Annotated in this window: 17 protein-coding genes and 1 tRNA gene; 8 read left to right on the forward strand and 10 right to left on the reverse strand. The window is 47.3% G+C overall.

Annotated elements, in window-relative coordinates:
- Window positions 1-50: 50 nt before the first annotated feature.
- The 4 genes from QUB63_RS26105 to alr form a co-directional block, all read right to left on the reverse strand.
- Window positions 51-139: transfer RNA gene (locus QUB63_RS26105), tRNA-Ser, on the reverse strand.
- Window positions 140-270: 131 nt separating this feature from the next.
- A complete protein-coding gene (locus tag QUB63_RS26110; RefSeq protein WP_332948271.1) occupies window positions 271-1,398 on the reverse strand; it encodes a patatin-like phospholipase family protein in 1,128 nt (375 codons plus the stop codon).
- Between the two features lie 147 nt (window positions 1,399-1,545).
- Window positions 1,546-2,394: a mechanosensitive ion channel family protein gene (locus tag QUB63_RS26115; protein WP_332948272.1), complete on the reverse strand. Its 849-nt coding sequence runs from the start codon at window positions 2,392-2,394 to the stop codon at window positions 1,546-1,548.
- Window positions 2,395-2,605: 211 nt separating this feature from the next.
- Entirely contained in the window at window positions 2,606-3,808 is a 1,203-nt protein-coding gene (gene alr, locus QUB63_RS26120) for an alanine racemase (RefSeq protein ID WP_332948273.1), read from the reverse strand.
- Between the two features lie 254 nt (window positions 3,809-4,062).
- On the opposite strand from alr, the gene QUB63_RS26125 reads away from it, so the two are divergent.
- A complete protein-coding gene (locus tag QUB63_RS26125) occupies window positions 4,063-5,655 on the forward strand; it encodes a peptidoglycan-binding protein (protein ID WP_332948274.1) in 1,593 nt (530 codons plus the stop codon).
- Between the two features lie 325 nt (window positions 5,656-5,980).
- Here the strand turns inward: QUB63_RS26125 and QUB63_RS26130 are convergent, their stop codons facing one another.
- From QUB63_RS26130 to QUB63_RS26140, 3 genes are all read right to left on the reverse strand, one after another.
- Complete coding sequence (locus QUB63_RS26130) at window positions 5,981-6,997, reverse strand: S-layer homology domain-containing protein (RefSeq protein ID WP_332948275.1); 1,017 nt, start codon at window positions 6,995-6,997, stop codon at window positions 5,981-5,983.
- A 78-nt stretch (window positions 6,998-7,075) separates the two neighbouring features.
- Window positions 7,076-8,485, reverse strand: coding sequence for a DUF3370 domain-containing protein (locus QUB63_RS26135; RefSeq protein WP_332948276.1), 1,410 nt, complete (start codon window positions 8,483-8,485; stop codon window positions 7,076-7,078).
- A 97-nt stretch (window positions 8,486-8,582) separates the two neighbouring features.
- Window positions 8,583-9,485, reverse strand: a complete 903-nt coding sequence (locus QUB63_RS26140; RefSeq protein ID WP_332948277.1) for a hypothetical protein — start codon at window positions 9,483-9,485, stop codon at window positions 8,583-8,585.
- Between QUB63_RS26140 and QUB63_RS26145 the strand changes: the two genes are divergently transcribed.
- Window positions 9,463-9,660 (forward strand): hypothetical protein, encoded by a 198-nt coding sequence (locus QUB63_RS26145; RefSeq protein WP_442921840.1) that lies wholly within the window; start codon window positions 9,463-9,465, stop codon window positions 9,658-9,660. The two genes, QUB63_RS26140 and QUB63_RS26145, sit on opposite strands and share 23 nt — an antisense overlap.
- 218 nt (window positions 9,661-9,878) lie before the next feature.
- Here the strand turns inward: QUB63_RS26145 and QUB63_RS26150 are convergent, their stop codons facing one another.
- From QUB63_RS26150 to QUB63_RS26160, 3 genes are all read right to left on the reverse strand, one after another.
- Window positions 9,879-10,484, reverse strand: a complete 606-nt coding sequence (locus tag QUB63_RS26150) for a DUF1517 domain-containing protein (protein WP_332948278.1) — start codon at window positions 10,482-10,484, stop codon at window positions 9,879-9,881.
- A 455-nt stretch (window positions 10,485-10,939) separates the two neighbouring features.
- A complete protein-coding gene (locus QUB63_RS26155) occupies window positions 10,940-11,422 on the reverse strand; it encodes a hypothetical protein (RefSeq protein ID WP_332948279.1) in 483 nt (160 codons plus the stop codon).
- A 52-nt stretch (window positions 11,423-11,474) separates the two neighbouring features.
- On the reverse strand, window positions 11,475-11,597 hold the full coding sequence (locus QUB63_RS26160; RefSeq protein WP_332948280.1) for a hypothetical protein: 123 nt from the start codon (window positions 11,595-11,597) through the stop codon (window positions 11,475-11,477).
- A gap of 184 nt (window positions 11,598-11,781) precedes the next feature.
- On the opposite strand from QUB63_RS26160, the gene rfbB reads away from it, so the two are divergent.
- The 6 genes from rfbB to QUB63_RS26190 all read left to right on the forward strand — a co-directional run.
- A complete protein-coding gene (gene rfbB, locus QUB63_RS26165) occupies window positions 11,782-12,888 on the forward strand; it encodes a dTDP-glucose 4,6-dehydratase (RefSeq protein WP_332948281.1) in 1,107 nt (368 codons plus the stop codon).
- Between the two features lie 421 nt (window positions 12,889-13,309).
- Window positions 13,310-14,164, forward strand: coding sequence for a cyanoexosortase A (crtA, locus tag QUB63_RS26170; RefSeq protein WP_332948282.1), 855 nt, complete (start codon window positions 13,310-13,312; stop codon window positions 14,162-14,164).
- Window positions 14,164-14,832 (forward strand): cyanoexosortase A system-associated protein, encoded by a 669-nt coding sequence (locus QUB63_RS26175; protein WP_332948283.1) that lies wholly within the window; start codon window positions 14,164-14,166, stop codon window positions 14,830-14,832. The genes crtA and QUB63_RS26175 overlap by 1 nt, the downstream gene beginning before the upstream one ends.
- A gap of 172 nt (window positions 14,833-15,004) precedes the next feature.
- Window positions 15,005-15,682, forward strand: coding sequence for an HpsJ-like protein, cyanoexosortase A-associated (gene hpsJ-A / locus QUB63_RS26180; protein WP_332948284.1), 678 nt, complete (start codon window positions 15,005-15,007; stop codon window positions 15,680-15,682).
- A gap of 692 nt (window positions 15,683-16,374) precedes the next feature.
- Window positions 16,375-16,521: a hypothetical protein gene (locus QUB63_RS26185; protein WP_332948285.1), complete on the forward strand. Its 147-nt coding sequence runs from the start codon at window positions 16,375-16,377 to the stop codon at window positions 16,519-16,521.
- Between the two features lie 39 nt (window positions 16,522-16,560).
- The coding region (locus QUB63_RS26190; protein ID WP_332948286.1) for an ELWxxDGT repeat protein at window positions 16,561-19,253 on the forward strand (2,693 nt) is incomplete at its 3' end.

Raw genomic sequence — 19,253 nt, forward strand, 5'->3', positions numbered from 1 at the left:
TAGCTAACACGATTAACCTGAAGCCCTTGCTAAACGAGCAAGTTTGAGAACGGAGAGGGAGGGATTTGAACCCTCGAAGGATGTTAACACCCTTAACAGATTAGCAATCTGCCGCTTTCGACCACTCAGCCACCTCTCCAAGATGACAGTAACTAACTATAGCACACACATCCTATTCTTGCCAACCCCTAATTTTAAAATTCCTAAATCCCTATTGCTGTATAGGTTTGAGCGAAGGAAGAAGGGATATTTCCCCCCTCGGCCACTCTCCTACTGACCAAAGCCTCTGGCCTTCAAGTGCTTTTCCCAGCTAAAATTGGAACTCAAAAAGAATCTCTTAGTAGACAAATACCCCAATCGATATAGCTTAGCCTTGCGATCGCCCTCAAGGTGAAAATCCGTCGTCGTCACCCCAGCTTCACTCACATCAATATTAATCACCCTGCCTTTATCCATTTCCCGCTGGTGATAGCGGTCTCTTGCTTTCATCATCGTTCGGAACATCGCCGCCAGCATCGACAGCGGAGTGTCAATCTTAACTTGACTCTCAATGCCAGTATCGACCAATCGGAACCCAAAGGTAAACCAGCGGGGCACTGCGGGAGTCGAACCGACGGATTGTTTGTCATAAATCCACAGCGGGAAATTGCTCAGAATTCCGCCATCGACAATTAAGTCATTGCCGAGTTTTCCCGGCTCAAAAAATAGCGGAATGCTCATCGACAGCCGCACCGCTTCAGCTACGCTAAAATCTTCGGGATTTTGGAGCCGCAACTGCTGGTACAAAGCATCGGAATCGGCAGAGTCCTGCCGCCGCAAGTCGTCTGGCAGCACCAACATTTCACCGCGAGTTAGGTTGGATATTACTACTTTTAATTCCCGCTCTTTTACCAGTTTTTTGACATCGGCAAAAGTTTGCAAGTGACCTTTACTAAGCGTTGCTTCCAACCACTGCCGGAAAGGTTGTGCAGAATATTCTCCCATCTGGCGGCTAATTGTGAGGAAAAGTAGCGTCCAAGCTGGAGATTGCAAGTCGTCTGCTGGGTCGCCATTTAAAATTAGAGGACTGTTTTTTTTAGTTAAAAAGAGGCTGTAATCGAGCTGTCCTAACAGTTCCTCTAAGTCGTCCATTGACAAGTCTGTTGCCAATACTGCGGCAGTAATTGCACCCGCAGAAGTACCGGCCAATTTTCGCCAGCGGATGCCCAAATCGTTGCAGCATCTGAGTGCTCCTAAAAACGCAAGTCCGCGCACGCCGCCGCCTTCAAAAATGGCGTCGGCATAAATTTGATGGTTTTCGTCTGGAGGCGGAAATTTGCTGAGAATTGTTTGTTTCTCGGTGGCGGACATCCTGACGCCCGGTTCTTGCAAAATTTGCTGGGGAGACCAATTACTCATTTTAGATTTTAGATTTGGGATTTGGGATTAATACAGCAGATACCAGCTTAATCAGGTACATATCAGAAAGCTGTCTGGGCGGGCACGGCGTTGCACCGCCCCTACGAAAATCGTTTTTTTGTACTGCGTTTGTTTGAAAAGTGTTATTTATTGTTCTTGATTTTTGTGGGCATTCATGGCTTCTTTGACGTGTTCTTGAACTTGCGATCGCACTTGTTCGTAGGCCACCGACGCGCACCAAGGTCGGAGAGATAAAATAGTTGTATCTGGAGTAATCTCCGCTACCAAACAAGTCGGGGGCGGATTTTCCAACACCAGCGGGTGAGAGTGGGCAATTTCTAGTAACTCGGCCATAGTCGGACGGATCGCCCGATCGCCAATATCAATTTTCAAGTCTACTCGCCGCGTTCCCATTGCCGTGGTATTTTTCAGTGTACCGTTAAATAACTGATTGTTGGGGACAATAATTTTTATGCGATCGTCCGTCACGACGGTTGTTGAAAAAATCCCGATGCTATCGACAACTCCCTTAACATCCGCAGCTTCGATCGCATCTCCGACTTCAAAAGGCCGCAAGCTAATCAACATTACCCCAGCAGCAAAGTGGGACAGAGTATTTTGCCACGCCAAGCCAATGGCTAAACCCGCCGCACCAACTACCGCCACCACGCTAGTTGTTTGAATGCCCAACTGACTCAAAGCCGCGACTGCTCCGACAATCAAAATCGTAATTTCCGCAGCTTGAACTAAGAATTTCCGCAGCGTGGGCTCGGTGCGGCCCAGAGCTCGACGTGTCACGCGGCCCGCAACGCCGATCGCAAATCGCGTAATTAACAAAATGCCGATCGCCCACAGCAGTTGAGGTACAATTTTAAACCCCAATTCTACTAATTTTTTCGAGAATTCTTGGGCTACTTGCATCGCCTGTATTCTTTCTGCATCTATCTGGGAATACAACGTTTGGGCTATTAGTAAAAACGTCTGAATAACTGTCATATCAATTGGGAATTGGGAATTGGAAATTGAGAATTGCAGTCTCAGTCTTATCGCTTATTCCGAGAGTCCGACAGGGGTTGAAAACCCCTGTATCATAGCGGAAGTCCTCTTTTAGAGGACTAAACTCGATAATTTTATCCTTCAAACTCTTGAGTCGGTTTTAACCGACTTTTGCTATGAGGCAGGGGTTTTAACCCCTGCCGGACTACTGTTAATAGTTTACCGCTACGCGAGGCAATCGATGTTTAAAACCGCAGAGAATCTCCCATGAAATAGTTCCTAAAATTTGGGCCCAATCATCAGCAGTAATTTGATTTTCCCCATCTTTCCCCAACAGCGTCACCACTTCGCCGACTTCTAAATCGGGAATATCGGTAACATCCAGCATTAATTGATCCATCGTCACAGCCCCGACTTGCGGCACGAATTGACCCCTAACTAAAACCTGCATTTTAGTAGAAAGATTGCGCGGAATCCCATCTGCATAGCCGATGCCAACTACGGCAATCTGTGTCTGGCGCCGGGCGATAAATTTATAGCCGTAACTGACGCCTGTGCCTGCTGCAATTGTTTTCACCTGCGTTACCCGGGCTTTTACCTGCATTGCGGGCTGCAAAGAAGCGATCGCCTGCAAGTGAGGAGCAGGATAAAGACCGTAAGTAGCCAAACCGACTCGCACTAAATCGTAGTGCAAATCGGGGTCAGCGAGGGCGGCAGCAGAGTTTGCCAAGTGCAGGCGGCCCGGATTAATTCCTGCTGTTTGGATTTGGGCGATCGCCCTTTTGAAGCGTTGCTGTTGCTCTCTCATAACAGCCGTATCCGGACTGTCGGCTGTCGCCAAGTGAGAGTAAATGCTGGCTAATTTTAAATTCGGCAAACCATTGACTAATTGCACAAATTCTGTTGCGTCTTGCCAAGAAGTACCCAAGCGAGACATTCCCGTATCTAACTTAGCGTGAACCGGCAAAGATTGGTTGATACTGACGAGAACTTCTGAAAAAATTAGGGCTTGTTTGGCAGTACAAATAGTGGGCTGCAAGTGCCATTGGGCGATCGCCTTTACCTGGGCCGCTGTATGAGTTGCCCCCAACAGCAAAATCGGCGCTTCTATCCCAGCTTCTCGCAACTCTATTCCTTCGGGAATTGTCGCCACTCCCAGCCAACTAGCACCTGCTTGCAATGCTGTTTGACTGACTGCAACTGCACCGTGTCCGTAAGCATCCGCTTTCACAACTGCCATCAGTTGCGTGCGGGGAGATAAGAGATTTTTAAGCTGTTTTACATTGTGAGTTAAAGCTGCTAAATCGATTTCTACCCAAGCCCGCTGGCACAGTCCGCCGTCATCTTCCCACAGCACCGTCTGGCGGGATTTTGGGGGTGTCGATGCTGCGGTTGTTTGTTCCTCACTCAACATTGTCGATCGCTCCTACTTGCTTGCACCATTAAAAACTGCTCGGAGATTTCACCCTAGGTTTGATTATAATAAAATTTTCCCTTTAATCAATCTTATACCAGTTAAAAACAATCAGGCCACCGCAGGCAAGCTGCCAAGCACGAGCTTCATCAGTCATTCCCAATTCTTCAAGTCTCAAATCTAAAATCTAAAATCTAAAATCTAAAATGGTATGAGTTGGTGTATCATAGCACCAAAAATACCCGGTAAAAACTATGGACGGACTGGCCTACCTGCATTTAGCAGAAACTTGGCAAACGCCTGCGGCTCAAACTCGATCGCCCAACTCGAAAACGCACCTAAATTTAGCACCGGCTCCTTTACTTTTCTTTACAATCGGTCTCACAATTTTAAATTTAGTCTATCCCGCCCTCGCCATCAAAATGACAAAAGGCGATTCTGGCCCGGAAGTTGCCGAACTCCAGAAAACTCTGCAAGACGCAGGGTATTTTCGCAGCAAGCCGACAGGATTTTACGGCCCTGTAACCCAAGCTGCGGTGAAAAAGTTCCAAACAGACAACAACCTGAAAGTTGACGGAATTGTCGGCCCTCAAACCTTGTCAGCCCTGAAAGGCAAGCCGCCAGCCGCCAGCGCTGACAAGGAATCTGCGGGAAAAACATCGTCAAAGATCGATCGACCTTCGCCATCTCCTACCGCTACAGAAAACAGCAACCAACTCGAAGATACAACTAAAAATCAGCCCAAACAACCTTTTTTTCAAGAACCATTTTTACCACCATTTAAAACAGAAACTGCCGCGCCCCTTCCTGAAAATAAAGAAAATGAATCACAAGGCAAAAGGCTGGTGAACACTGAAGGTAAAATGACTTTGAAAAAAACTATTTACGGTAAAATATCGCCGAAATCTATAGTTTATTCGGGAGCGGGTTTGTTTTTTGCTCAAAACATGATGTACAGCCACACAATCACAGTTTACGACAGGAAGTTTAAATTAGTCAAGACTATTCCCGATACAGTAAACTTGTCAAAGTTCGGCTTTGCTAAATTCCCAGGCAATTATCAAGGTTCTCCCGTAGAAGCTGCTTTTTCAACAGACGGCAAATATGGCTACATATCAAACTATCAAATGTACGGTTCTGGGTTTGACAATCCGGGTAGCGACAGGTGTTCTCCTGCGGCAAAACACGACCAAAGTTTCATGTACCGCATCAACACCAAAACTCTGAAAATAGAAAAGGTAATTCCTGTAGGTGCAGTTCCCAAATTCAATGCTGTTTCGCCGGATAATCGCTTTGTGCTGACGAGCAATTGGTGCAGTTGGGATTTGAGCGTAGTCGATATCAATAAAAACAGCGAAGTCGAGCGGGTGAAACTGGGTGCATACCCTCGGGGTATTGTGGTCACTCCCGACTCAAAAAATGCCTATATTGCCGTCATGGGTTCTTCCGATATTGCGAAAGTGAATCTGATAGACTTTTCGGTAGAATGGTTGAGAAATATTGGCAATGCGCCGCGTCATTTGACGATCGATCCCAAGGGCAAGTATCTTTATGCTACTTTGAACGGTGAAGGGAATGTGGCAAAAATTGACCTAGAAACTGGTGAAGTGGTGGATAAAGTTTCGACGGGAAATGCACCCCGCAGCATGACGATTTCCGCCGATGGAAAACTGATTTATGTGGTCAACTATTTCTCGAATACTGTTAGCAAAGTCAGGACTAGCGATCTGAAAGTGCTGCAAACAGTGAATGTTAATTCAAGTCCGATCGGGATTACTTACGATCCGGAAACTAATCAGGTTTGGGTGGCTTGCTATTCGGGCAGCATTATGGTGTTTCAAGATTAATCTACCGGGTTCGTAGTGAGGACTTCAGTCCTAAAAAAATCCCAGAAAAAAACTGAAGTCCTTACTACAAACCAGGCTCGTAGTGAGGACTTCAGTCCTCAGGAAATACAAAAAAAAAGGACTAAAGTCCCTACTACAAACCTGGTTCGTAGTGAGGACTTCAGTCCTAAAAAAATCTCAGAAAAAAACTAAAGTCCCTACTACAAACCAGGTTCGTAGTGAGGACTTCAGTCCGCAGGAAATACAAAAAAAGGACTGAAGTCCTTACTACAAACAATAACGATTAAATCTGATTCTGGGGCGTTGCTTCGGCGCCCCAAAAATATTATTTGGACGACTTTACAGGCTTCATCACAGCCTCAGAAGGCTTAGCAGGGACTTTGCCTTGTTTGGCCATAGCTTCGTAGATCATGGCTGCTACTTCGGCGCGAGTAGCTATTTTATTAGGCTGCAAAAGTGTGGGCTTCGGGTGGTTGACAACAATGCCAGCTTCCGTGGCTGCTGCTACTTTGTTAACTGCCCATTTCGGTACTTTTTTCCTGTCTGTATAAACTTGTAATGTCTTGCTGGCTTTCGCTGACGGTTTCAGGTTTAAACCGCTAGCTAAAGCTGCGATGACTTCGACGCGGGGAACTTCTTTGTCGGGACGGAAGGCATTGTCTGGGTATCCTTTAAGATATCCAGTTTTGACGCTGTGGTCGATCGCCCCAGCGGCCGGACTGTTGTCTTTCACGTCTTTAAAATCAACGGGTTTTCGCCGCGGTTCTTTGTCGCCTATTCGCTGAATTAAGCGCGCTAATTCGGCTCGCGTCATCGGTTCCTCGGGACGAAACTGGTTGTCGGTAAAATCAGTAAAGATTTTCCGATCGACTAAAGCTACAATAAACGGACGCGCCCAATATTTTTCAGGAACATCGGAGAGCTTAAGGGGCCCAGCTTTTGGTTTAGCGGCTTTCGGTTTGGTAATGACTGGAGGGACAGCCTCGCGCTCAATTGGCGTTTGGGGAACAACGATCGTCCCCATGGGAGGAACTGCTGGTAAAACCGGCCCTAAAGGTGCCACAGGAGCGATATCCGGTTGCGAGGGAAGGAGGATTGTAGCGGGCGATCGCAAATCCGAATTCGGCGGCACAGGCGTTAATATTGTCGAGTTCCCAGGTGCAGCAGCAGGTTGAGAGAAAACGGCTGGAAATTGCCAACTTCTGGCATTCAATCGATCGGGATTTCTGCCTGTTACCCAAAAGAAAATTGCTCCCATCGTGCCGAAGGCAACCACGATCGCAATCAATTCATCAAATCCTAGAGGGTTTCTTTTCCCTGACGGAGGTAGTGAAGAAGACATACTTGTCACCTACATATCAATGTAGCAATTAAATCACATATTTTTTGAGTCGGGCAGAGGCAGAGCTCGCCCACTCAACTATTCCAAAGTCTTCACTGTCAATACTTGTGGCGGCGTAGCATCGGGAGGATAGATAAAATCAACTTTTACCGATCGCCTTTCACCCGCAGCTAACCTCAACTTTACCATCGGTTCCACAATTTGACCGACGCGCTGCCACAAATGCACGTAGCGAGTCGTATCCGCACCGCCATCGTCTTGATAGCGCAGCCGCACAGTCCCTCGAAAATAGGGAAAATCCAGCGGAGGTTTGCGAAAGCGCAATCCATTTTTTGACAGTAAATCTTCTTTTAAAGGCGTTTCCAAACTCAGCGCTACCGTTTGCGCTTTGTCGGTGTTATTGTACAGCGGCAAAGCCAGATCGTAGTAAACGCCGTAATTGCCGTGCGCTTCGTAGGCGGTGTCAGGATAGCGCGCCAGCAGTTTTGCTGCTTGCACTTGTTCGGTTCCCAATTTGCCTCCGCGCAAAGTGGCGATCGCAAAAGATATCCCTTTGCCAATTTCAGGAATTTTGAGATCCGCTGTATCGCGATCGACCAATTGAGCTTGCCACCCAGAACCCTGCTGCACCCCCGCAACGCGCCCGTAAATCAAATTACCATTCGCGCCGGGGGGAGTCGGGGTTTTGTCGCGCGGGCCTGCCAAACCGCCGTTATCGAGCAATTCCTGCCATTCTTGGAGAGTCGGCGCGCGATCGCTCCCATCAGCATTTTGCTTAGCGTACATCGCCAAAGTTGCCGCATAAACTCTGCTGCTACTTTTGAGCCGCACAAAGGTAGAACGACCATTTATCGGCTTGGACAAACCCCGCACCGGAATCGGGCGATTCATCAGCATAGCCGTTTCGCCCGGTGCAATTACCAGTTTTTCGGGAAAATCCGGCTGCCGCATTCCCCGCAACACGCTATCCACAGCCCGAATCCCCGGGCCAGAATATACTTCGCCGTTGGGAGTCTCACTTTGTTCGGGTTTTTGTTTGAACGGCGCCTCCGGTTCCATCAGGTAACTCGCTGCCTGCAAAACTTCCACCGTTATTGGCTCTTGCCCGGGATTGTATAGCACCGCGCCTATGTATAATGTCTGCAAATTTGGAGGAGTGTGAGAAAAATGGTGCGCAAACAAGTTAAATTGCCCGAGTAAGGGAAAGTTAAGGTGGGCGGCGGGGACTTTTTTGCCTTCTGGGGGAAAGGTTGAGAGCAAAATGCCTTCTTTTTTTACCCATTCGGGACTGTCGCTGTTGAAGAGGGGGATGTTGTCGAGTTGGCCGGGGAGCGATCGCACTTCAGTAACTTGTACAAGTTCTTCCGGTGTCGGTTTTGCGGGGATAGACTGTGCGGGTTTTTTCAGGATAAATAATCCGCAGCCGCCTAAAAGTGCGATCGCGAGAATGCCAGCAATTCGAGAAAACTCGCTTTTTTTCTGAATCATAAGATTTGACTGCAAGCTAAACTACAACTTTGCTACAGTCTCAATCTAAGTTATTCAGAAATTGTGCGATCGCCACGTATTTTGGCAATCTCTTTCCTCAGCGCCTTCTGCCGCTTCCGAAAGAGCGACTGCGACTCGGTTGGCGGGAACTCCTGCCGCTACCAAAACTCGGACTCCGCCTGTTTTGATTTCGACCGGGCTGCGATCGCCTCAAAGTGCTGCCGCCGTAACCCGAACCGGTCGATCGATTGGCTCCTGGCTGTACTGGGCGTCTTACTGGCTCGTTGTATGAGGGCGATCGCAAGCGCCCAGTCGTCCTTAAAACTTGACGGTTTCTCACAGCCGGAGGCGGGGCTTGGTAGCGAGTTTGATATTGTCCGACAGCTTCGCGGTAAGTATTGCCGTACCCGCCATATCCTCTCATCACCACCCCCGGCTGATAGAATGGCGGCACGTAATATCGCGGTGTAAACAACAAACTGCCGATCGCCTGACCGGCCAAAGCCCCTGCAAACGGCGCCCAGAAGCCTGATTGCTGCCGAACTACCACTGTTTGGGGCTGACCTGTTTGAGGATTGTTAACAGTTTCGGTCACGTTGTGAACGTACTCTATTTTAAAATCTTCTGTCAAATGCAGCACCGGTTTATTGTTATCCAGACTTAGATAACTTTTCTTGCCTGCCGAGATTTCTTCCTCCGTCAAGCGAGCCATTTGCAAATCGGTAGTGCGGTAAACTGGGGGACTGCCGGGGGGAGTATTCAGCAACATCAAACTGTATTCCCCATCAGCATCGTTGTAGGTAGCTTGCTGTACGGGATATTGGCCTTGACTCAAGTTATTGCTTGGTGCAGGACGCACTGTGTTAACATTGCGATTAGCCGCTGGATTATTATTGGCACCAGGATTTACAGGAGTTTCTGTGCGAGGAGAACCGCAGGCGGTTGCCGTCCACAAGAACGTTAAAGCCATTAAATAAATTGTCAGTTTTCGCAGCATCATAAATAATTTTTGGTTATTGGTTATTGGTTATTGGTTATTGGTTATTGGTTATTGGTTATTGGTTATTGGTTATTGGTTATTGGTTATTGGTAATCAATACGCGATTGTTAACGCTTTTTTGGGTCATTCCGAGGAACGAAGCAATCGCAGGATATGTTTTTCACTCTCCTTTTGATTCTTGGACTGTCCGATACCCACCGTCTTGAATTATCCACAACTCCCTCAATACCCGCACTTTGGACTCAACTCATTATTTTTTCCCACCTTGAGGACTGAAGTCCTCACTACCAACCTTTTTTTCCCTCTTTTCTACTTTGCGCCTAGAAAGATTGTTAGGCTAGGAGGGAATTATCGGCGCAGATTCGCTTTTTTGAGTTGGGAGTTTGCTAGTTTTTAAAGGGGGATGAGTTCGGGGAAATTGACCAAAACTTGGTCGTTAGTAAGTTCGTCTCCCAACTGGGCCGGAGAAAAGTGAACTTGCACAGCTCGCAGCCTTTCCTGGTAATGCAAATTAATCAGTGCTTTTAAACCGACTTTCAGCGCGCTGATGTCAGCGAGGTCAGTTTCTAGGGCGGGAACTTCGCCTTCATAAGCAACTGTCAGCATCACCACCACATTTCTAGTTACCGGCAAAGACAAGGGGGAATTTTTATCGTAAACAGATGTGCTGTATTGAGGCTCGCTCAGATAGCGATCGGCTGAATCCGTGAAAAGTTCATCCACATAATCCCCCGCTTCGCCTTCATCCCAAAAAACATCGCCTTCGTTGGCGGCGCCTTGCCAGTAGTTGTCGTACTGCAACAGGTGATTGCAAATTTCCACCAGGCCTTCTCCTAATACTGTTACATCGCCACCGGCATCAATGGCTTGTCTGGCGGTGCGGTTGAGAACTCCTAACACCGGTGCAACTTCTTCGCCTGTTAGCTGAAGGAACACGCGACAAACTGCCAATCGAGTTTTACCTGTAAATTGATTGAATCGATCGCGCCAAGCATTCATAACCTATACTTGTAAATCGGTAGGGCTATATTTCTAAGCGTAGCAGGCGATTGGAACTCTTGCCGTCTACCCTCCGATTGATATGAAAAGTATTTCTAGCGAGAGCCTCGGCGTACTGTCTCGCTTTGAGTCATCTAAATTTAAAGTATCGGTATTAGACTTTAATCGCAAGCCTTCCTTCTCCAATCAGGAAAGGCATCTGCGTTAATGTGCGTTAATGTGCGGTTTCCCAATGGCATTAAAGATTTATGCAACTCAAGTCTATTGAGTTAATTACTTGCAGAAAAAACTGATGCAGCAACCTCGTTCCACTGACTAAAATACACAGGTTGCAGCTTATTGGGGCGCGATCGCCATCACAGGCAAAAGTAGGGCGGTAGATAATTCAAAATCAAAAAAACCTCCAATCTTGCAAGATTGGAGGCTTGCTGAGCGAATACTTGGGTTTGAGATAATTATTTGACGATCGCACTTTGGCCTTGTTCGATCGCACTTTCGGCACTCAACTCGGCAACTTGCGCTCTCGGCAAATCCAGCTCGCCGCCCGGAGCTTCCGGGTGTTGGCGAACGGCTGCAACCGCATCTGCTGGCTCAGCTACACCTGCATCTGCGATCGGCTCTTCAAAAACTTCAAAATTATCGCTCATCGCATCGCAAGCAGCAGAGGCGCGCTTACCGGCACGATAGCTCATGTAGGCCGCACCTCCACCCAAAATCCCAGCCAAACCTAGGAAACCGAGAGCTGCTGTGTTGTAGGATTTCCACGGATTCATTCGATCCGAGCCGCCGGAACCCAGGATCGTTGTCCCAGAACCAGATTGAGCAGCCCCAGATTTGTTGTAGGAACAGGGGAAAGCAGATGCAGCGTCACCTATGGCGATGCTGCTGGCGATCGCGACGGTGGAAGCAATGCCAGCTAACACTTGAAACTTTTTCATGGTGCCAAGCAAGATTGTAAAGGATAATTAAAAAATAAATGGTAACAGCTCTTTACAAATCTATCAACAGGCGATCGCCGCCCAAATCGCGGATCGATCGCAACTGCCAACATCGCCCGATCGCAATTAAAATTTCAAACAGCTTGTTTAAAAATCTGAAACCATTGTGTTGCAAGCGTTTTGACTAACAAATCCGTAGAACTTAAAGTCAAGTTAGCCAACATTTCGATCGCGCCCAAATTAGAAAATCTGAAGTCAGACAATAGAAAATTTAATCACAGGGCGACCAACACTTGATGACAAACTACTTTTAAGGCTACTTTTGAAAAGACTTAGTTATTGGAAAAACTCTTATTTTTATGACAGACAGCGGGAATCAAGGCATTGAGCGATCGGCTCGCCGATTGTTGGTGACGGGCGGGGCTGGATTTATCGGCTCGAATTTTGTGCATCACTGGTGCAGCAGCTATCCGGGCGATCGAGTAATCGTACTCGACGCTTTAACCTACGCCGGCAACAGACAAACCCTGGCAAGTCTCGAAGGAGGAGAAAATTTTCGGTTTGTACAGGGAGATATTTGCGATCGTACCCTAGTCGATACCTTGCTCAAAGAAGAAAACATCAACACAGTCGCCCACTTTGCCGCAGAATCCCACGTAGACAGGTCAATTATCGGGCCAGGCGCCTTCGTTCAAACCAACGTAGTCGGAACCTTCACACTCTTAGAAGCCTTCCGCAAGCATTGGGAAGCAATTGATGACTTGTCTGTCAAAGCCCAAATGCGCTTCCTCCACGTTTCTACCGACGAAGTTTACGGCAGTCTCGGCCCCGACGACCCAGCCTTCACAGAAACAACAGCCTACTCGCCCAACAGTCCCTACTCAGCCTCAAAAGCAGGCAGCGACCACCTCGCCCGCGCCTATTTCCACACCTACGGCGTCCCGACAATCATCACCAACTGTTCCAACAATTACGGGCCCTATCACTTCCCCGAAAAGCTGATTCCATTAATGTGCATCAATATGCTATTGGGCAAACCGCTGCCAGTATACGGCGACGGTCAAAACGTGCGAGATTGGCTCTTCGTGCTCGACCACTGCCGCGCATTAGATGCTGTTATCCACCGCGGGCAGCCCGGGGAAACCTACAATGTCGGCGGCAACAACGAGGTAAAAAATCTCGATTTAGTCAAAATGCTCTGCCAGCTAATGGACGAATTAGCCGAAGATTTGCCCGCGCGTCCTTGCGAACAACTGATCTCATTTGTCAAAGACAGAGCAGGGCACGATCGGCGTTACGCTATAGATGCCAACAAAATTAAAACAGAGTTAGGTTGGACTCCCTCAGTCACAGTTGAAGAAGGTTTGCGGCAGACCGTCGAATGGTACTTAGCCCATCGCGAGTGGTGGGAACCCCTACTTTCCGAGGAATATCAAACTTACTACAGCAAGATATACGCCAATTAGTCAGTTGCGTGCGATCGCTCCGTCTAGCCTGTGAATCATTAACCGGTTTTTTAACTCTTATCCAGGTCTTCAACCAAGTATTTTAGTTAAAAACCCGGTTGCTCCGTAATTTTTGATTTGATTAAGTGCATTTTTGTATCATAAATATTCACCATTGTCAATCTTTGTGAAGATTTAGTTAAAACTCATCCGCCAAACATATATGCAACTGTTTGTAGCTGATAATTTCTATATAGGGCTATACGCTTGGGTTAAGAAGACCCGGCGGTTGAAACCGGGTCTATACAAGCACAACCCGCAAGCTTGCAGGTTGCAGAACGAGCGATTAAAATACGTTATTCTCTTCAGTCCGCAAGGCAAGGACATCGTTTGACTTTCTGGCGGTTGAAACCGCCGTCTTATCTAAAAACAGAAAGCAGCAATGACCGAAATCAACTGGCTCAAACACATCCAAGAACCGAAATACTGGCTGTTAGGCATCGCCTCCGGTTTGATTGCCCTGCACCTGACTCTAACTTCCAGAACTGACAGCGCTGACCTGTTCGGCACAATGTTAATGTTTTGGGGAGTCGTAGCATTTCTCATTTGGGAAAGGCACGAATCCTTAACCTTTGAAAGCGGAATTTTCGCCAGCTTCTTTGGCGCCTCGTTAATTGCTTTCATATTGCTCAAAAGTTCTTCGATATCTGGTGGCTACGACTTTTTCATCAGGGTTTCCCCTTTCTTAATAGGAATAAGTCTAGCATTGCTAGCTTCCGGCACAAAAGGACTTAAACAATATTGGCAGGAACTGCTAATTCTTGCCTATACAGCTATTCCTCCCGGATTAATCGGAGTATTTGTTAATGTAGCCCTATACACAGCCAAATTTTCAGCTTTCATCCTGCACTATCTAGGATTTGAAGTTGTGCGGCAAGGAGTTTTTCTCATCCTAGAAAAAGGCAGCGTCGAAGTATATCACGGCTGTTCGGGGGTGAATGCCATTCTACAATTGTTAGGACTCGCTCTGGTTTTCTTGCTGATGTTTCCGACAACTGTGGGGCAGAAAATTGTAGTACCGCTCGTTGCAGTCCTGATTGCATTTGTAGTGAATGCCGCGCGAGTTGCTCTCATGGCAGTGCTGGTATCGCTATCTCAACCCGCAGCATTTAAATACTGGCATGAAGGAAATGGTTCGGTAGTCTTTTCGATGATTGCTGTATTCATCTTCGGCTTATTCTGCTGGTTTGCAATCTTGCAAAACGAAACGCCAAATAAGGAAAAACAAAATTGCTAATGGCTATTACCTATTGGAAACCTGTTAGAATTTCTCTGTTGGCTGTTACTTTTGCAGGGGTTTTGTTGGTGGCCGGAAAGTTGACCTTCTATCCCTCGACTGGCAATCATTCTGCAACCCAGTTTGACTTTCCCTCGGAGGTGCCTCTAGCAGAGTGGAAACTACAGAAGAGTACACCGCTGAAAATTAGCGATACTTCTGAAGTAAAGGCTGCCAGAAAGTATGAATATCAAAAAAACAGAATTGCTCTAGAAATAGAGATGCGCTATGCGGTAAACACGATTGGGGATGTGGAAAGTATGATGAAGGGACATACTATTCTCAAGTCGTCTCTTGGTAAACTAGCATTAGCCCAGACTCAAGGCGCGGGGTTTCACGGAATTTTGCAACAGAAAAATCGACTGTATTTGAGTTCCTGTATCAATCCTCGCGGCAGTCCTACAGTCACTGCCGAACAGTTTAGATACAATCGAAATACTCGCGATTGGCAGCCGAACCGCATTCTGTTTTGGCTGTTGGGTAGGGGAAATATTCAAGACCGGCGCTGTTTGTGGACTCAGATGTCTGTGCCTTTGGATAAAACAACTCCAGAAGATGCCCAAAAAATTCTAGAGAATGCTTGGGTTTCTTGGTATGGGTGGTGGCAGCCCCGATTTCCCGAACCTTGAGTCAGTCGATTTTAGATTTTAGATTTTAGATTTTAGATTTACTCTCAAGATGAATCTGGGATCTCGAACAAAAGTCTAAAATTTGGGGACTCCACGACTTAAGTCAGGGGCTTGTATCGGTTTTTTGGGCGAGTAAAGAGAGATTTTTCGTAACCACAACTGTGATGATTTTATGAATGATGTACAAGGCGAGCAAGGTTTTTCTATCTACAGGCTGCGTTGGATTGGCTACGGTCTATTAATTCTATCTTTATTAGATACGATCGCAGTTCTGATACCAGCAAATTTTGGCAATCGCGTCTGGGAATTGCAGACTATTGGGGCTGTAGTGGAACGGGTGCCAGTTCCTCTGCTGGCAATGGCGCTGATATTTTTTGGAGAAGGGTACGATCGCAGAGGTTTGGAAAACGTTTTTTTGAAAGTTTTGTCTTGGGTGTGTCTGCTGCTGGCGGTGGTTTTTCTGTTGATGATGCCTTTGGGAATTTTTGGCACTATCTACGTCAACAACCAAAACAACAAGCAAATTACTACTCAAGCCAACCAACAATTAGCTCAGTTGCAGCAGGTGGAAGACAAGCTAAACAAGGGTAGTCCTGAAGATTTAAAGAATTTGGCGGGGGAACTTAACCGTTTGGGGGTACAAGCGGATACGCAAAACCCGCAGCAATTGAAAGACCAAATTCTTTCGAGAATTACTCCGGCTAAGGAACGGTTGCAGGCGCAAAGCGCTACTGTTCAGTCTAATCAGCGCACGGGGTTATTTAAAAATGCTGTTAAGTGGCTGCTGGGCGCGCTGATTTCTAGTGTTTTGTTTTTCACGATATGGCGCGGTACTGATTGGGCTCGTTAGTAAGTATTGGTCTCAAATTAATCCTGAAACCATTGAATAATCTCGCTTTAATCTGAGTCCAGATCCCTTGCAGCATACCCCCTACTCCCCCGAATCGTTGCGGGGACTTCGATCTAATTCTTGTCCCCCCCCTTAAAAAGGGGGGCGCCGGGGGGATCTGTCTTAACAATCGCGTATTGTATTATTTTAAGCTACCGGGTTTCTGCGTCCAGAACTGTTGAAATTACGATCGCGCCGTCGCGATTTAATCTAAGTATTTGGTCGATCGATCTTGAGTCATTACTGACTTGTGGTCGATCGACCTTCTATTTAACCCAGCCTTCGTTACACTATATTCCCATACCACATTTCGTTACAAAAAGCAATGACCTAGATCGCCATTTTTGAAGATCCGACTTTTCCGACTTTTCCGACTTTAACGATCCGACTTTTCCGACTGACAGGGGTAGAGTAGGGCTGTTACAATTCAGGTATCAGAAGGCATCTAACTAATATCTACCAGATACTCTGTCAGAACAAGTATCTAAAACCAAGCAATTATTTTATTCTCTTCAGGTGCAGATTACTTGTAAACCCTAAAGATATTTTAAGTCGATGCCCCAGAAAGTCCACTTTATATCGGGACTTCCGCGATCGGGCTCTACCTTGCTATCCGCCATCAGCCGGGCTCTCACCCCCGGTTTCACAGCGCCGTGACTAGCCCTGTCGGTAGTTTAACAGAGCGAATGTTGGCAGCCATGAGTCAAGAGCGCAAGTTTTGCGTGTTTATTTCCCATGCACAAAAACGGCAGGTGATTTTCAGCATTTTTACTGAAAATTACCACCAGCAAGCCGATTAGCATTGACAATCCCAAACAAAAATTCTCACAAAATTAACCATGACTAAGCAAATCATTTTCGTTGACTCTTCTGTACAAGATTATCAAAGCCTGATAGAAAGCGCCGATGCCGCTGAAATTGTCATTTTAAATGAAAATTTCAGCGGGGTCGAACAAATTACTAACGCCTTGGCTCTTCAAAGCGATATAGAAGCAATTCATATCCTCTCCCACGGTAGCCCCGGCACTTTACACCTCGGCTCAGGAACCTTAAGCAATCAGAACTTACCCGAATTGGGCAACAAAATTAAACAGTGGGGGAAAGCGTTAACAAAAAATGCCGACATCCTCCTCTACGGCTGCAATGTAGCAGCCAAAGAAACCGGATTGCAATTTATTCAAAAGCTGCATCAACTAACAGGTGCAAACATCGCCGCCTCCAACAACAAAACCGGGAATCAAGCACTAGGCGGAGACTGGGAATTATTCGTAAAAATCGGCCAAATCTCCACCCCCCTCGCCCTCACCAGCGCAGCAATGACCAGCTACCAGGGCATCTTAGGCACTACTCTTTTCAAAGACATTAATCCTGGGCCTAACAGTTCAGGCCCTTACAACTTGATCAACCTCAACAACACCCTATATTTCGTAGCCCAGGACCCTACCAACGGCGGTGAATTGTGGAAGAGCGATGGCACCGGAGCGGGTACGGTTCTCCTTAAGGACATTTATCCTGGGACTAACAATTCAAACCCTCAGAACTTCATCAACCTCAACAACACCCTATATTTCACAGCCAATGACGCTACCAACGGCTATGAATTGTGGAAGAGCGATGGCACCGGAGCGGGCACGGTTCTCCTTAAGGACATTTATCCTGGGACTAACGGTTCAAACCCTTACAACTTGAGCAACTTCAACAACACCCTATATTTCGGAGCCAATGACGCTACCAACGGCACTGAATTGTGGAAGAGCGATGGCACTTCCGCGGGCACGGTTCTCCTTAAGGACATTTATCCTGGGACTAACGGTTCAACCCCTCGCAACTTCTTCAACCTCAACAACACCCTATATTTCACAGCCGGTGACGCTACCAACGGCTTTGAATTGTGGAAGAGCGATGGCACTTCCGCGGGCACGGTTCTCCTTAAGGACATTAATCCTGGGACTAACGGTTCATTCCCTGGCAACTTCTTCAACCTCAACAACACCTTATATTTCAGAGCCTTTGACGCTACCAACGGCTATGAATTGTGGAAGAGCGATGGCACCGGAGCGGGCACGGTTCTCGTTAAGGACATTAATCCTGGGACTAACGGTTCATTCCCTAACAGCTTCATCAACCTCAACAACACCCTATATTTCAGTGCCGATGACGGTACCAACGGCAGAGAATTGTGGAGCTTGGCACCGGCCACCATCACCAACGTCACAGCCACCGCCGACGACGGCACTTACGGCATCGGCGCTACCATCAACATCACCGCCACCTTTTCCGAAGCCGTCACCATCACCGGCACGCCTCAACTGCAACTGGAAACCGGCACAACTGACAGATTTGCCAACTACACTGCTGGCAGCGGCACCCCCACCCTCACCTTCAGCTACACAGTTCAACCTGGAGATAGCACCCTCGACTTACAATACCTCACCACCACCGCCCTCAACGGCGGCACCATCAAAGACAGCGTTAACATCGACGCAAACTTAAATCTACCCGCCCTTGCCTCACTCCAGTCCCTCGGCGGCAGCAAAGCACTGGTGATAGACGGCATCGCCCCCACAGTCACCAGCATCACCCGCAAAACCCCCACCGCCACACTCACCAACAGCAACAGCGTCACCTACACAGTTAGTTTCAGCGAACCAGTTAAAAACTTAGATATCGGTGACTTCACCCTGAATAAAACAGGCACTGTCAACGGCAATATCGCCTCAGTTTCAGCAGCGACAGGTACAACTATTGATGTCACCGTTAACAGCATTAGTGGTGATGGCAATTTAGGTTTAGACGTACCCGCCACAGCCACAATTAATGATATTCCCGGTAACGCGCTGACAGCAGCATTTACCACAGGCCAAACCTATACAGTGGATAAAACTCCACCCACTGTCACCATCAACCAAGCAACAGCACAAACCGACCCAACAGCTACTTCACCCATCAACTTTACCGTCACATTTAGCGAACCTGTGACTGGTTTTGATGCTGCTGATATCGACTTAACTACAAGTACAGCAACGGGAACATTAACGCCAACTATTACAGGTGGCGGCCCTGTTTACACTGTTGCAGTCAACGGCATGACAGGTAGCGGGAACGTCATTCCCAGCATCAAAGCTAACGGCGTTACCGATACAGCAGGCAATAACAATACTGTTAGTACCAGTACGGATAATAGTGTCACTTACAACGCACCTGCACCAGAAATTCAAGTATTAGACGGGACAACGGATATTGCTGATGGTAGTACAAGTACAATTGATTTTGGCAGTGTCACAGTCGGTGCGACTCTCAACAAAACCTTTACCGTGAAAAATCTCGGTACAGCAGCTTTAAACCTCAGCAATCCTACTCTACCAACCGGATTTAGCTTAGTCGGAAATTTACCTGCAACTGTCGCCGCCGGCGCGAGTGCTAATTTGCAAGTTCAAGTCGATACAGCGACAGCAGGAAATAAAACAGGTACGCTGCAATTTGTCAATAATGATACGGATGAAAATCCCTTCAATTTCCCGATTTCAGCATC

The organism is Microcoleus sp. ARI1-B5 (assembly GCF_036705795.1).
Lineage (GTDB): Bacteria > Cyanobacteriota > Cyanobacteriia > Cyanobacteriales > Microcoleaceae > Microcoleus.

Coding starts and splice junctions, on each gene's coding strand:
- QUB63_RS26110 (WP_332948271.1), bottom strand. CDS start 1,398: ATGAGTAATTGGTCTCCCCAGCAAATTTTGCAAGAACCGGGCGTCAGG.
- QUB63_RS26115 (WP_332948272.1), bottom strand. CDS start 2,394: ATGACAGTTATTCAGACGTTTTTACTAATAGCCCAAACGTTGTATTCC.
- alr (WP_332948273.1), bottom strand. CDS start 3,808: ATGTTGAGTGAGGAACAAACAACCGCAGCATCGACACCCCCAAAATCC.
- QUB63_RS26125 (WP_332948274.1), top strand. CDS start 4,063: ATGGACGGACTGGCCTACCTGCATTTAGCAGAAACTTGGCAAACGCCT.
- QUB63_RS26130 (WP_332948275.1), bottom strand. CDS start 6,997: ATGTCTTCTTCACTACCTCCGTCAGGGAAAAGAAACCCTCTAGGATTT.
- QUB63_RS26135 (WP_332948276.1), bottom strand. CDS start 8,485: ATGATTCAGAAAAAAAGCGAGTTTTCTCGAATTGCTGGCATTCTCGCG.
- QUB63_RS26140 (WP_332948277.1), bottom strand. CDS start 9,485: ATGATGCTGCGAAAACTGACAATTTATTTAATGGCTTTAACGTTCTTG.
- QUB63_RS26150 (WP_332948278.1), bottom strand. CDS start 10,484: ATGAATGCTTGGCGCGATCGATTCAATCAATTTACAGGTAAAACTCGA.
- QUB63_RS26155 (WP_332948279.1), bottom strand. CDS start 11,422: ATGAAAAAGTTTCAAGTGTTAGCTGGCATTGCTTCCACCGTCGCGATC.
- rfbB (WP_332948281.1), top strand. CDS start 11,782: ATGACAGACAGCGGGAATCAAGGCATTGAGCGATCGGCTCGCCGATTG.
- crtA (WP_332948282.1), top strand. CDS start 13,310: ATGACCGAAATCAACTGGCTCAAACACATCCAAGAACCGAAATACTGG.
- QUB63_RS26175 (WP_332948283.1), top strand. CDS start 14,164: ATGGCTATTACCTATTGGAAACCTGTTAGAATTTCTCTGTTGGCTGTT.
- hpsJ-A (WP_332948284.1), top strand. CDS start 15,005: ATGAATGATGTACAAGGCGAGCAAGGTTTTTCTATCTACAGGCTGCGT.